This window comes from Bartonella alsatica, assembly GCF_013388295.1.
In the GTDB taxonomy this organism is placed as follows: Bacteria; Pseudomonadota; Alphaproteobacteria; order Rhizobiales; family Rhizobiaceae; genus Bartonella; species Bartonella alsatica.
On sequence record NZ_CP058235.1, the window covers coordinates 539,823 to 555,363 of the forward strand.

The 15,541-nt window shown below is 34.3% G+C and carries 7 protein-coding genes; 3 read left to right on the plus strand and 4 right to left on the minus strand.

The genetic code is table 11. The features are described 5' to 3' along the window. Window positions 1-700: 700 nt before the first annotated feature. Complete coding sequence (locus HWV54_RS02245) at window positions 701-1,834, minus strand: metallophosphoesterase (protein WP_005864612.1); 1,134 nt, start codon at window positions 1,832-1,834, stop codon at window positions 701-703. A gap of 1,666 nt (window positions 1,835-3,500) precedes the next feature. Between HWV54_RS02245 and HWV54_RS02250 the strand changes: the two genes are divergently transcribed. Both HWV54_RS02250 and HWV54_RS02255 read left to right on the plus strand, forming a co-directional pair. Beyond that, window positions 3,501-5,810, plus strand: coding sequence for an autotransporter outer membrane beta-barrel domain-containing protein (locus HWV54_RS02250; protein WP_005864609.1), 2,310 nt, complete (start codon window positions 3,501-3,503; stop codon window positions 5,808-5,810). A 2,415-nt stretch (window positions 5,811-8,225) separates the two neighbouring features. After that, window positions 8,226-10,826 (plus strand): autotransporter outer membrane beta-barrel domain-containing protein, encoded by a 2,601-nt coding sequence (locus HWV54_RS02255; RefSeq protein WP_005864605.1) that lies wholly within the window; start codon window positions 8,226-8,228, stop codon window positions 10,824-10,826. A gap of 276 nt (window positions 10,827-11,102) precedes the next feature. On the opposite strand, the gene HWV54_RS02260 is transcribed toward HWV54_RS02255, so the two are convergent. The 3 genes from HWV54_RS02260 to parA all read right to left on the minus strand — a co-directional run bounded on the left by HWV54_RS02260 (window position 11,103) and on the right by parA (window position 13,774). Next, window positions 11,103-11,546 (minus strand): hypothetical protein, encoded by a 444-nt coding sequence (locus HWV54_RS02260; protein WP_005864603.1) that lies wholly within the window; start codon window positions 11,544-11,546, stop codon window positions 11,103-11,105. A 1,371-nt stretch (window positions 11,547-12,917) separates the two neighbouring features. Beyond that, the gene (locus tag HWV54_RS02265; protein WP_005864600.1) at window positions 12,918-13,148 is read right to left on the minus strand and encodes a plasmid partition protein ParG; all 231 of its coding nucleotides are present in this window, start codon (window positions 13,146-13,148) and stop codon (window positions 12,918-12,920) included. Further along, window positions 13,145-13,774 (minus strand): ParA family partition ATPase, encoded by a 630-nt coding sequence (gene parA / locus HWV54_RS02270; protein WP_005864599.1) that lies wholly within the window; start codon window positions 13,772-13,774, stop codon window positions 13,145-13,147. Before parA ends, HWV54_RS02265 begins: the two co-directional genes overlap by 4 nt. A gap of 1,316 nt (window positions 13,775-15,090) precedes the next feature. Between parA and HWV54_RS02275 the strand changes: the two genes are divergently transcribed. After that, complete coding sequence (locus HWV54_RS02275; RefSeq protein ID WP_005864597.1) at window positions 15,091-15,420, plus strand: protein tyrosine phosphatase family protein; 330 nt, start codon at window positions 15,091-15,093, stop codon at window positions 15,418-15,420. The last annotated feature ends 121 nt before the right edge of the window (window positions 15,421-15,541 follow it).

Below are 15,541 nucleotides of genomic sequence, written 5' to 3' on the forward strand. Positions count from 1 at the left end.
TTTGGATTGATTTTTTTTAAGGGGCTTCAAAGGCGGTTTTCTGGGCTTTCACAGACTTTTCAAAATTTTTCACAGGGTTTTCAAAGACCCTTCAAAGCCTTCTCTCATTTTTACCCCTAAATTCCAATTTTCGCTCTTTTTAGCTCTTTTTTACAATTTTAGGTGTCAAAATCTATTTTGACAAAACGCGCATTTAATGCTAAATTTTATACATAAAAACAACAAATTACCACGTATTCCTACCTAATCCCACCTTTTCCCACTTAGTATAAAACCTAGTGTCAAACTACATGCACACTAATAATTGGCTGCGCTATTGTGTTATATTGTATCAGACGGGTTATTCACAAAACTAGCCTCGTTGACTAGACCAGCAACCCAGCTTCTATTCTTTGTTGCTTTGCTTTTCTTTGTCTAGTGCTTTTAGTGTAATCTCTGTGGTATAGAAGATTTTCTATTTATGTATAAGAATTGGACAGAGTTAAAATAACCATTACAATCAACTACATACTCTGAACATGGGAACGCATAGCGCAAAAAGGACAGAAACTATTCCTCATTATAGTTATAGACGAAATTTCCTAGCAAAATTATCGACATCTCTCACATAATCTATACTCTTTTAAAAGATATCATTTCATTTAGAACGTCTAACAAGCTTCGTGTCCTCTTTTTTCCAATTAAAAAAGAAAAAACATCACTACAAATTACTACAACTAGTGGAGAAATGCTTATCCACCCCAATAACACCTAGATCCTTTATCAGAAGGGGCTTTCCTATTACTCCATTATAAGCTTTGACATGAATGTTTTTTCCCTTCACATCTATGAGGTAATAATCTCCATTAAAAAGCGCTCCAGCTGTATAAACAGGAATATTCCCAAAAACCTTGTCATTTTTTGCGCGGCAATAGGACTGATAATGTGTATGTCCAACGAATATTGCTTTGACATTATGAGAGGTAATGATCGACTTAAACATCGATAAATCTTTAGCATTCTTTTTACGAATAAAAAAGGATTCACCATCAATAGACGCTGCACGAGCATCATGAAAATTAATGATTGTAACTTTACCTCTCGCGTCAGCAGCAGCTAAATCTTTTTTAAGCCAATCCAAAGACTTATTGATTTCCACTTCTATGAACTGTTCTTTCAAACGAACCGTATAGCTCGGATAATTATGAAGCTGCACATAATGAATATCTCCATAATCCCAAGAATAACTCAAACTCCCCTTAATTAAATGAATATTCCCGCCCGAAATAGGAACTAAATTTTCAGAAATATCTGCACTAAAATGAGATAATTGACTACTATATTTTTTAATTTCCGATACCATTCTTGAAACCGCACTTATAGCACACGCATCTTTATAAAAATTGAATGCTTCAGGAATTGTACACTTACCAACATTATTAGCATAATCATGATTTCCTAACCCCTCATAGACAGAAGAAGTGAGCTTTTTATACACCATTGCGTAATCATCATAGTTTTTCTGTTGACCAAATTCTGTCAAATCACCATTTACAATATGGAAAGCAGCCTTATGCGCTTTTATGACACTTGCAACCCGCTCATTTATCTTTAACCAAGGCTCTCTATTTGACAAACTATTTGCATCACCAGAATTCAAACGCCATGGTTGTGGATCAGCCATAATGATGGCGGTATAATTTTTTACAAGAGAGTCTTTTTTCATAGACTGGACCGGTAATGCACTATGATAAAGCCCCGGGTCTCTTTTTAGCATTTCAGAATCAAGATTAAAACAACCAGAAAGAACAAAGACAATCATAATGATTGCGATATATTCAACTTTATATTTCATAAACATATCACCTAAAAACTTATATGTTTTATTGTATTGTAAAAAAAGCTTCTAAAGGCAATCTTTTAGTTCTTCTTGTCAATAATGTGACAAAAACAAAATCAATGAAAGTGCAATTGGATAATATCAAAACACCACTTCTCTGAACTTTCAACCTAAGGCACTTCATTAGTTAAGATTTTTAGCTTGAGATATGGCTATTGTAAAGATCCGTATGACAACCTCTTAATTAAAAGCCTGTCCTATCAAAAAAACCTAGCAAGCACTGGTATATTACAAAAATGTTCCAAATTAAGAAAACACAAGAGACCACTATATATTTTAACAGTCAAAATATTTTAACAGTCAAATTTTTTAGATATCAAGATCAAATACATTCAACAAAAAACTATTCATAATAAATGAGAAGCAATCAATATTGCTAATTATCTTTGTAATCTATTTTAATAATATAAAAAGTATTTATAAAAAATTCAATATTTTTAAATTTTAATAATAAACAAATATGTACAAAATATACTTCTATTTAATATAATAATAATTATTAAATTATTATATTGTTATTTTTATTAAAAAACCTATAACTTATACTTCTTATAAGCAGAAAAATATTAAAACTTATAAGCTAGGAAACTATTGATATCTAAAAAATCTCTTTATACTCTGCACAGCTATTGTAACAATTTTACTGTCTGGTGCATATCTTAATATACAAGCCAAAATCTTGAAATTTCTAATAGGAAAACAGAAACTGTATCCAACCAAACTTGTGTAGATTATCCATGCAAAAGATGGTGAAAAAATGATCAGCAAGCATATAACGTTAACCGAGAATAAAGAAACAGCTTCTAACTCAGGGCTAATCAAGTACATTGCAACAGTTGAAGATCTTAACCATATAATTGAGTTATTGGATGGCACAACAATAATTGGGACTGCCTCTGATAGTCCGTTGAGTCTTAACGCAAAAGACAGTGAGATAATCAAGATGATTTGAGAACCCATTACAAATTCTGAAATAGATGCTTCTTTATGAGAACAGCAAAAACTGGTATAACTGGAGCAAGTTTTTCAAGCGTAATACGCTATTAATTTTAGTACAAAACCACGAAAAAAATCTATTTACTCATTCATTTTAATACAAAGATAGGATACTACGCCGCATTTTGATTTATAAACCTGGATTACTGCATCACAATCCTCTTTTACTTTAATTGAAGAGAGCGAAATTAAAGAGAGCAAAATCTTTTCTGTAGTCCTATCTTATAAAACACTTTATGCACTCTTCCCTTTCCTTTTACGCAAAAGCACATCGTCTTAACACTTTATAATGGTGCTCAAGACGTATATGAGCAATATTTTCACCTTACCCCTATAGAGCTTTCATGACAACAAGCTTTGCCCCACGCATAATGCTGCAAAACATCATCTTTATGGTAATTCAATAAATAAACATGGACCTACTAGAATTAGTTTTTTGAATCTGTTGTTCACTGGTTTGCATTCCCATTTTGAAAGATTTTCTGAAGAAGACTTTCAAAGTAGAGGGCATATTATGTAATGCTTCACTTATAATTCATTTTGTTATTTACAATAATAACATATTGATATAAAATGGTTCCGGTCCTGTACCATTAAGAAGAAGTTAAGTCGAGGGAATATTAACATGAAGAACATCTCTAAGAAAAATTTTTTATTATGTACAATTGCTGGAGTTTTTGTTTTCTCTCATTTCAGTTCGGTTTATGCCAATACTACCTTTCTCGAACTCCCGAAAGTTAATATTACCGAAGGAGAAAAAACTCTAAATAATGTTAATATCCGTGATAGATATTATGCAGTGGTTGTTGATGGACCGCAGTCTGTTGCTACAATAACAAAAGCAAAAATAACCTCAGAAATGGTTGCATTGGGTGCAACAAAAGGTGGACATCTTAATGCTACAGAAATTGATGCAAAGGCTCTAATAAAGGGTCTAGACATTACAAATGGTATCATAAATCTTAATGATTCAGTCATAAATGTTAAAGGTAACCATGAAAGCTATGGTATTGTTTTTGGTAGAACACTAAATGCTCATATAAATAATGGCCAAGAAGTTATTAACAAGGCAATTTTGACCAATACAAAACTTCTTGTGAAAGACGGTATCGGTATTATCGGCCCATACTCAAACGCTGAAGTTAAACTTAAAAATTCAGAAATTCGTGCCGATATGTTATTAAAAAATATTATATCAACCGACCTTGATCCTGTTACTTTTACATTAACCGCTGATAATTCAATTGTAGAAGGAAGAACAAGAACTTTACAAAAAAATACAACGATTTTTACTCTGAGTAATAACAGCAAATGGTACTTAAAAATCAGTCAATACGAAGCAGATAATGATACCAATCTATTTAACTACCCGCTCCTTGATATTAATCAACGAGCGCAATCTACCGTTTCAATACTGAACCTTAATAACAGTTCTATCATCTTTAATGCTCCAAATGCACTAACACAGAACCATTATAAAATCTTGAATGTAGGAAAACAACCACAAGCTGAAGAGCTTCAACCACAAGAAAATAGGGCTTCCGATGTAGCAGCAGTCTATAATGCAACAGGCGATGCAGAGATCTATTTTAATACCGAATGGAGTGATGGCCTAACAAAAGAACAACAAAAAACGGACCGTCTTCTTATTCATGGTGATGTGTCAGGCACTACAACAATCTATTTCAACAATCTTTCAAAGAATGAAAATCCAAAAGAAGAAAATGCTATTCCTTTGAACACTCGCGGTCTGTCGCTGGTTCAAGTTTCTGGAAAAGCAAATGAAACTGCCTTTAAATTGACAAATGGTTATACCACAATAGGCGGTTTTCCTTATAAATATATACTAAACGCCTATGGACCAACTTCAAGTCATGGGAGAGCCAGTGTTGCACAAAGTCTTGTGGGAGAAAATAAAAATTTTTGGGATTTTCGTTTGCAAAGTGCCACTCTTGATCGTGAAGCAAAAATCAAAGCTCTTGTGCCCCAAGCAGCAAGTTATTTGGTGATGCCTAACGCTATATTTTCTGCTGGATTCGCTGATGTAAACAATCAAAATATACTGTTAGACAGTATGCGGACAACAAACTTTGGAGCAAATAATAAAAAGAGAGGGATATTTTCATCTTCCTATGGCAATAAGATTACGTTATCTTCTAACCGTAACCCATTACAATATGGCTATGGTGCAGATGTTCAGTATACTGCCCTACAAACAGGTATTACATTAGCAGTGTTAGAAGCTCAAGACATCACGACAAGTTTTGGTCTTTTAAAAACATACGGGAAATTAGCTTTTACTCCAAAGGACATAGAAGGAGCTGGTAAAAGTACACTGGATAAATGGTCTCTCGCAGCATATAGCAGCATCCAACATAACAATGGCACGTATGTTGATACGCTCTTCTCTTACGGAACCATCAAGGGGAATATCACCACGGCTCTCATTGAAAGTACCACAAAATTAGATAACACTGATACATTGAGTGCTTCAGCTACTATTGGACGAAAACTAGCAACCACTGTTGAGAAATTGATATTTGAACCACAAGCACAAGTTGTTTATCAGCGCCTCATGCTTGGCACTCTCTTAGATGTAGATGGCTTTAAAGTGAATATGGGCAATCCTCATCAATGGTTGGTACGGGTCGGCGGACGTTTAACACAAACTATGCTTCCTACTAAAGAAGACGTCACCATTTCTTTTTATAGTAAACTGAATATGATTAAAACTTTTAGTAATAATAAAACGATACAAATTGGTGATACTTTCTATCTTGATTCTATGGGGTCTTCAATTGAAAGTGGTTTAGGTGTTAATATACGCTTTGCTCAAAAGGTTGTGCTTCATGCTGATATCAATTACCAACGTAAGCTTCAAAAAGCTGGCGTATCCGGAATTAACATTTTCGGTGGAATCCGCTACTACTTTTAAAAATTTCTGATTTTTATTCTGAAACATAGGCAGCACAGCAATGAAAGCAGTCCTGCTTATGTTTCGTGCATTATAGAAAAATATAATTCAGAAGCATCTTCATACATAAGAAGCATTTATATTATGTACAAACACTTGCGCTTTGTTTTTTTCTTATTTTAACCTGATTTATACAAGTAACGCCTCTAATTTAAGTGATCAAAGACGCAATACACTTGAGCGGCTTAGCAATTTACCGGACAATACCTCCATGCTATTATTTAATCAATACTTCAGCGATAAAAGCAAACAACCGTAAAGCAGTAGATTCTTTGTGGTATCACAAAACAGATCCAGTATTTCAATTAAGGTGATTCAAAATGATTGAGAACAGATAAGAAATCACATTAACTGCTTTCTTCAGCATTTAGTTGTTATGAATCTAGAGCATATCAAAGCGAATTTATAGAAGAAACCCAGCCATGTATATATAAACATGTATATATAAACACTTCTAGCTAATAATAAAATTGTTGAGATTTTGAATAGCATTCCAATAGCAACAACAGAAGAATTTGAAAGTATGGTTTCTGGTAGAATGATGGAAGAAAATTCGTATTTCAGTAAAGAATTTTGACAGAAGTTGAAAAGATAAAAAATATGCATCAATCTCAAATAATTCCATAACATTGGTCGCTATAAGCTAGTGTACATGACTACGTATCAGTTGAAGACTCAATAATCTATATGTTCGTACTATAGCTAAGCAATATAATACAATGTAAAATACATGCTGCTAGCTAACGCAATCAATACCAATTTGAAAGAAAGCGTATAACTTCTCACAAAAATAAAGCAATACAACTACTAATCTTTTACAAAAAGCATTGATCCTTGATATCGATAAACAACAACATGTTGAAGCGAAACGCAAACAATAGATGATGCAAAATAATCGCAACTGGAATAAGCTGTAAATAAAGTAAATATGCTGCACAAAGTGATAGCCACATATAAGGTTTTCAATGATAAAATAAAGTGCTTTCCGATACTGTACGGGCAGAATTAAGAAATGCTTGAAACGCTGATATATAACAAAAGTGGAGGAAAAAACCTCGAATACCTTCTCATCCATCTAAGAGAACAAATTTTCTCTCATTTACTCTAATGCAGAGAAAAAAATGTGCTTGTAAAAAATTGCTACCTGATCATACTGAACTACCCTACATAAAGATAAGAACAATCCATTCCCAATAATAAATAGTGGATTACTCTATAACCTAAAATCTATGAAATTTTGTAATCTAATATTGATGGTGTTTCAGGAGCTAACATACTTCCTCAACACAGAAAATCACTTTTAACGCTTCCCCGGAGGTTCATGTGAATTTGCCTCAAAGGTTGAAACTGTTAACTAAACTGCTGCGGATATTGAAAAACCGTCTAAGTTTACAAACAATAGAAAAACCGCAGCTTTATCTTATGTTTCTCTCAATCCTAAAACAAAAACTAAAACACTTACACCATAAGTTGCGAACAATGTGACAATTCATAACATGATGTTCGCTATTGGATTTGTTGATATAAACAATCAACTTATTATTAGACAATATGCGAATAACAATATTTAAATCAAAAGATAATAAACAAAGAAAGAGATTTTTTGTCTACTTATGGCAATAGGATCGCCGTCATTTTCCAGTCCTAATCTATCACAAGATAGCAGTGCAGATATTCGCTATGCTACACTGCAAGCAGATCTCACATCAACAGCGCTAGACAATCAAAATATGCTTGATAAAAGATCACTCACCACATATGAAAGCGTTCAGCATAACTGTGGCTTATATGCATGTTCATTCCTCTCTTGCAAAATTCTCAAAAAAAATATCACCACCGCTCTTATCAAAAGTAGAAAAAAATAAATGATACAAAAACATTAGCAACCTGTGCTATCGGTAGACAAAAATTGCCAATCAGTGCTGAAAGAATAACGTTTGAACCAAATAATATGTTTATCAGTCTCCCATGCTTAGCACTCTCTCAGATACTGATAGCTTTAAAGTTTAAAAGAGCCATCCTTAATAAATGGTTACTACATATTGCAGACGTTTAACGCAAAACAAAAGCCCCGCCCGTTTCCTTCTATAAAAACTTCCGTTGAAAGTGTTTTTGATATTAACGCGCACTTATCGCACAATATTGTACTTCATAGTTAAGATTAGTTACCAATATAAACTCAAAAAAGTTGGCCTACTTGGAACACACATTTCTGATGGAATGCGCTATCGTTTTTAAAAATACTTTGTTTCATATCTTGAAATATAAAGAGCGCCCTATAGTTTTCTTTTCGTAATTTATAAAAATCCGTAATGAATTAAAATTTTGCCTTTTGTTAAAAAGGGGGGGGGAGTAAATATTTAGGAATATATCTATATGAAGAAGAAAAGTTTCTTACTTTACACAGTTTCTGGTGTTATATTTTGCTCTTCGAGCTTATCTTATGCCCTTAATTTAACGTCTCCCCTGCTGTTAACGAAAGATTTTTTGTCTACGCGTCCTACAGCCGATACCCCAACAGATAGATCTGCAAATTCTAAATCCACAGGAGATAATATTTCAGAGTCTATAACGACAGAAACAGATACTGAATCTAGAAGGCGTCAAGATACTTTCTCTCGTTTTACAAATCTCATCACCAAAAAAAATCTACCGAGTTCTCTTGTATCTACACAGGCAGATTCAGCAAAACCAGCACCTAAAAAACAAGAACAAATTGAAAATGTACACTCTACAGCTGAAGCTAAGGATGGTAAAACTATAACTCTGCATAATGCTAAAGTTCAAGATAGGAATTTTGCAGTAATAGCAGACGGGAAAAATTCAATAGTCAATATGCTAGAAGGAACAGTTACTGCAAATTTTGTTGCACTTAATGCATCAAATGGTGGAACTATTGACGCAACAGGTGTTACTGTAACAGCGGCATCAACTGGTTTGGTAAACATCAATGGTATAATCAACCTCAAGGATTCGACCGTACACGTCACGAGTATTCATGGGGCTGATGGTATTGTTTTCCGGAACAATCCATATATACAGCTAGAAAACGATATACATGCTAATGCTGAAAGAAGAGGCAATACCATCCAAAAGCAAAATCTTGCCAATCAAGTAACTTTGAACAATACGCAGCTTTTCGTCAAAAATGGTGCCGGTATTAGCATTTATGGTGCAAATATGGACGGTGAAGTCAGCCTTAAAGATTCAGCAATTTATGCGGACATTTTACTACAAAATACAAAAGAGAAGAGTGCTCCTGCACACAGCTTTATGTTAAATACGAATAATTCTTATTTAGAGGGTCGAGTAAAAATATCAGGAGAGAATGAAACAATTTTTGATCTCAAAAATGGTACAAAATGGCTCTTAAAAACTAATCAACATCCAGTGAATAATGATAAAAATCCATCTGACTATTCGCAGTTTTCGGTTGATGAAAAATCATATTCTAATCTTTCTACACTAAAGCTCACAGACAGCGCCATCATATTTGGCAAGCCAGTAGCAGGTCATTACCAAACTTTATTTGTAGGCTCTAACTCACAACAAGGAGACAAACCCCTCAATGCTCTAGCTGCTTATAGTGCAACAGGTGCTGCAGAGATTTATCTGAATACGAAATGGAGCAATCATTCTCCGGTGCTTCAACAGGAAACCGATCGCCTTTTAATTAATGGAGATGTGTCAGGAACCACTGTAATTCACGTAAATCTCTTGGAAAAGAATAAAAAACTGACCGATAGCAGTTCTGTTGGGGGAAAACATATGGCTTCTGCTCCTTTATCGACACAGGGAGTTTCAATCATTCAAGTTTCCGGGAAAGCAAATGAAAATTCCTTCAAATTAGCAGGGAATTATATGGCTATAAGTGGATTGCCTTATAAGTATGTGCTCACCGCTTATGCACCAGGTACTTCTCATGCAAGCCAGAACCTCTTTGGTAAAAATGATAACAATTTCTGGGATTTTCGTTTGCAGAATGCCTATATTGATAGCAATAAGAAAATTAGGGCACTTTTACCACAGGTAGCAAATTATTTGGTTATGCCCAATACGTTGTTTGCCTCTGGATTCTCTGACGTGAATAATCAAAACACGCTGTTAGGCAATATGCGTACAACAATGTTTGGAGCAGAGAATAACAAAAAAAATGCCATCTTTGTATCCTCATACGGTGAAAAACTTTCTTTATCTTCCAACCGTGACTCGTTACATTATGGCTATGATGCTGATGTAAACTATACTGCTATACAACTAGGTATCGTGTTGGCTACGTTAGAAAGTAAAAATATCAGTACACACTTTGGTCTATTAGGGACATATGGAACACTTACCTTTATTCCAAAGAATATGGAAGATTCTAAAAAGACGACACTTAATAAATGGTCTCTCACAGCTTATAATGACTTCCAACATAGCAATGGTATATATGTAAACACCCTTCTTTCCTACGGAACCGTGAAAGGAAACATTACCACTGCTCTCATCGGAAATGTTGCAAAATTGGACAGTACTGAAACATTAAGTGTATCCACCACTATTGGTCAAAAATTAGCAACTGGTACAAAGGGACTAATATTTGAGCCACAAGCACAATTTACTTATCAAAATCTCATGTTTGATGTACTCTCAGATGCTAATGATTTTGAAGTTGATATGAATAATCCCCATCAATGGTTAATACGGGTTGGTGGGCGTCTAACACAAAATCTCACAACTATAGAAGAAGATAATACTGTTTCTTTCTATGGCAAGCTGAATATGATCAAAGCCTTCGGCGATGGTGAAACGATAAAAATTGTTGACACGTTTTATCTTGATCCTACCGGCTCCTCAATTGAAGTTGGTGTTGGTGTTAATGCACTCTTCTCTCAGAAGATCGCGCTCTATGGTGACATTAGCTATCGGCAAAAACTTCAAAGAGCCGGTGTTTCTGGAACGAATTTTTCTGGTGGAATACGTTACCATTTTTAAAATAAATCAGTATCAATTTTAATAAAAGGCAGCATAGCAATCTGCCTTTTATTAATTAGTCTTTATTTCTCAAAAAATTCTTATAAAAGAGTGCTTAAAAATCATCTGGTACTAGAGAAAGATTTTTTCCAATCATCAAAAGAAATGACTTTCCTTTTCTCTAACAACGTCATTTTCTTAGTTAAGGAACAGATTTTTTGCTACGAGCACTAAGCTTGTACAAATTATTAAATGCACAACCGCTAGATAAATCGGTACGTTACATAATTATTTTAATCACTTAGAATATCCTGGATTAACCGAAATTGGATCACCAGTTACATTTGTTTCTTTCGTACAAGCAGTTATCTGCATAGCTTGCGAAAGATCGTTGATTGCGTCCAAATGCGTTTGAAGCAATTCGCTATTACGATGTAATTTTTCCTGTAAATCTGATAACAAATTTTCAACCTCATTTTCAATAGCTTCATTCATATAGCGCTTTATATCGTTTATAGATTTATTAAGGTCACGTAAACCACGTATTTTACATACATTTATTTCTTCATAATCTGGAACACCACTGCTCTCTAGCATATCGCTTTCATAATCGACTACTTGAGCCAATCCTTTAACAGCAGCAACAAATTTCGTCATCGCCCAATCACGATCAATAAGATTGTTATCAAAAACTTTTGCTTTTGATGCAAAGCTATCATCACCATATTGCACTACAGACATTTTGTTTCCCCTTCAACAGTGTTGCTTAACCTCGCTCCCAAACATAAAATAAGGAAGATTAAACAGCTTTCTCTTCAATGCCGATACACTCATCGAGTTCATTGTGCGAACATTGCTCTGACAACAGCACGATAATCCTAAAAGCGTATATCTATTCGACTTTCAATACATTAGTACATTCTATGAAATATTTCTCCTCGCTCTGAAATTACTATTGACGCAATAACCATTCACTAAAATGCTGCAAATCATCAAATCACAAAGCTCAAAATTTATTCTGCCTATTTTAAACAAAATAAAAAACGATAATATACTAACAACCACACCTGCCGACAAAAATCTGTAGCAGATATAGATTTAAACTTTTTAAAGATTTCAGCATTCCACCCTCCATAGCCTTGGCTTTCTATTTACCAAACTGTACGCCTTTTAACACTCAACGAAACCAACTTGTATATATCCAGAAAAATTTACTCTTACATACTTTCTTCTGCATACACCCAAAACCATTTCGCCTGAAATTCAAAAGAACACCTTTTGGACAGATCAGCCATATGGCAATACCAAAAAAACACCTTAAAATAGCCAAACAGCTATGAATCTACTTTTTCAGTTATTATCCACTTTTCTTTGCAATGAATGATTATATAGGATTTTGAAAATCCTTTCAAGAGTACCTAAAAAACTTACATTCATATAATCTTTCGATGCCATAAACTCCTTAGAGTTATCCTACACTGACATTGCTAACAGTTTATTTACAACATAAGCTTTTTGTAGTTCATTTTACTAAAAAACGTACAGTTTACTGTTTATATTATTTTTTTACGCTCACTCCATTACGTAAAAGAAAAAATCATAGAAACAACAATTTCTTCTGCAGAAACAAAGATCTTAGAAAACTCTATTTTTATTCCTAACCTTCAGGATGAGGTTATACTGTTCCTTCAATGACTATATTTGATATTTTGCATAAAGCAGCTTTAGCCAATCTTGCTATAGTGTAAAATCAAATAGAAAATTTGTATAAAAGAGTTTTTTGCCACACGATTTAACTGTTTAAATATCACAATCAATTTCCTTGTCATTTCCACGAGAACATGTATACACAAAAATGCCTATTTATTTATAACATTCAACATTTATCTTCTAATAATAATGTGGCTTATATAATGGTTCTGCCCCAATATCAAAATGACTAACCAATACCAGATTGACTGAATCCAACGCTTCGAAAGGATACAAAATGTATAAAGCAAATCCAACACAATGCACAATCACAATACATTCTAGTTAAATTGTACACTTATAACGTCTGCTTCCTAGGAAAATATATCAAGCCAATAAAAACGTATTACCGTATATCACTTTTTACACTTTTCCGTATTTCTGTGAAAGCAATTCGCGCACCTCATCTGCTATTTTTGTTCCACGACTTGCACAACTCATCTTAATTAAACGGTGCAAACTTTCGGGCACATCAATTGTGAGACGCTTCATACTTCCCTCTGTACTTCCTTTATGGTTTCCTACCCATGCATCAGCCGTTAAAGGAATTGATTTATTGGTTGGCTTTGTCCCAATCTTAATTTTTTTATTCATCGTGCTAACTCCTTGACTTCCGCAGCAACAGCTTCAATCTCTGCTGCTGCTGGTCCTTGCTTATCGACCTCATAAACAGCCTTCCCCTGTGCCGCAGCTTCTGCAAAAATCACACGCTGCGCAACACTAGCAGAAAGGACATGCACTGGATATACTCCAAGAGCCTCATCCACATCACGTCCTATTGCTGTATTAACTATTTTACGATTAACAACAAAAGCAGCTTTCAGACTTTCCTTATAGACGCGTGCCTCATCAATAAGCTTTATAATGCCATCAGCTGCCCAAATATCATATGGACTAGGTTGCACAGGAATGAGTACCAAATCCGAAGCCATGAGAACACTGCGAGCAAGATCTGTCACGCGTGGAGGCCCATCAATAATGATATGATCGTAGTTACGACCAATCTGTGTAATCTCTTTGTGAACCGTTGCACGTGGCAAACCGATAACTGAAAACAAAGGATCACCTTCACGGGCAGCAGCCCAATCCAATGCACTCCCTTGCGGATCTACATCAATAAGTAGCACACGTGCTCCAATACGTGCGAAGCTGGCAGCAAGATTCACACTCAACGTAGTTTTTCCTACCCCCCCTTTTTGATTTAAGAATCCAATGATCATTAATTACGCCTTTCAGCTTTACCGTTTTTACGATTATACAGAAAATAACAAAATAAGCAAGCTTCTGTCACACGCAAATAATCACTTCCCCTATTCACAGGTAAAAGCAACAACCCCCAATTTCCCCTTCACAACGTTGTTTTAGCATAACAGAAAATGTCATGAAGTTGGGGCTATTAGAGAAACAAGAATGAACAGGCAACAAATTGTTTCTTATATCTTTATCAATCCCTCAATTAATATCAAAAACAACAAAACATGAGCATGAGCAGGCTTTAAAACAACTATTTGGAATTACCCGATCAAAGAGATCATTACCAACCTGATTTTTCCAATCACTAACGCAGCGGTACACGAACATCTACCTATAGATACCTCGATTGAACACTTGAAACTCTCTCCCCCTTCTGAAAAAAGTTACTAAAATCAACTAAAGAGAAAAAATCACATTTCTTGAAACATGAATATCTCCTACTGGATTCATGAATTTCAATCCACAACGACACACCCTGCGTAAAGCAGCTTTTCTGAAAAATCTACCAACACACAATACTTTATAAAAATTTAGAAAAATGGTTTAGAATTGTATCATTTCTTTTGTTTTAGCTTCTTAACAACAAACCTGTCCTTCTATAAGAACTTTCCGCAAAGAACATGACCACATGACAAAGAGCATCATGATATGAGTCACCTTTTCCTGCACCTGCTCTTGCCTTAAAATAATTTACTAAACATATAAAGACTTTCTAAACGATTATATTTACCTTTTCACCCCTTTTGTAAGGTACAAGCAAACGATTTCTTGATTGAGATTAAGTAAAATAAACGTAAAAAATATGCCTCTATTTGGTATTTTCATTTTACATACCCAAAATATCAGCCTATCCTTCGTTCTGAAGAACGTAAGCTTCTTACCACCACAAAACCATCATCAAACTAGTTTTTCCTGCTAATCAATAATGTGAATTCATTTCATAAACTCACCCGGTAAGTTTTACTTTTGAACTCTGTCCAGTTTTACCTTTCTACACTTCAATTAATGCAAAAAATGAAACCAAATACAAATAACATTGTTATTTTAATATGCACAAATGTATCTTATATCATCACCCTAAAGACAATATTTTACAGCACTACGGATAATGAACATCTCACAGACAAGATGCATTCCACATCATCATTTATTTTTTATCAATCAGGTTTATTCTTCTGGACAAAAGGAACATTTTTTTAAAACATCATCAAAATCTTATCCTTATAATGTTCTTTTAGCTTACCAGAGAGCATCATAAAAATATTGCTATTGGAGATAAAAAATGCGCTTACAACAAATTGACTCTAACATTTTTATCAGTACTCAAATCAGCGTCAAAAATATTAAAACATTAGCACAAGCGGGATTTAAAACAATTATCTGTAATCGTCCCGATAAAGAAGAACCCCATCAACCTGATTTTTCCATTATTAAAGCAGCAGCACAAAAATATGGCATAAAAGCACATTATATTCCTATCGTACTGCCTACTATAAAACAATCAGATATTGAAACTATGAAAAGAATTTTAAAGACAGCCCCCGTACCTCTTCTTGCCTATTGCCTCCACGGAACACGCTCAATACATCTTTACCGGTTAGCCCACGTTTAAACACTTATCTTAACATATCAGAAAGAAATAAACTGTAAACTTCTGAGAGATAAGAAAAGCCATAGAATTTCGTAAACTTATGAAAAAGATAAAAACAATGCTTAAAACAGATCTCCAGATA

What these genes read in the sequence shown, in the direction of transcription:
- HWV54_RS02245 (WP_005864612.1), bottom strand. Translation starts at nt 1,834, where the DNA reads ATGAAATATAAAGTTGAATATATCGCAATCATTATGATTGTCTTTGTT.
- HWV54_RS02250 (WP_005864609.1), top strand. Translation starts at nt 3,501, where the DNA reads ATGAAGAACATCTCTAAGAAAAATTTTTTATTATGTACAATTGCTGGA.
- HWV54_RS02255 (WP_005864605.1), top strand. Translation starts at nt 8,226, where the DNA reads ATGAAGAAGAAAAGTTTCTTACTTTACACAGTTTCTGGTGTTATATTT.
- HWV54_RS02260 (WP_005864603.1), bottom strand. Translation starts at nt 11,546, where the DNA reads ATGTCTGTAGTGCAATATGGTGATGATAGCTTTGCATCAAAAGCAAAA.
- HWV54_RS02265 (WP_005864600.1), bottom strand. Translation starts at nt 13,148, where the DNA reads ATGAATAAAAAAATTAAGATTGGGACAAAGCCAACCAATAAATCAATT.
- parA (WP_005864599.1), bottom strand. Translation starts at nt 13,774, where the DNA reads ATGATCATTGGATTCTTAAATCAAAAAGGGGGGGTAGGAAAAACTACG.
- HWV54_RS02275 (WP_005864597.1), top strand. Translation starts at nt 15,091, where the DNA reads ATGCGCTTACAACAAATTGACTCTAACATTTTTATCAGTACTCAAATC.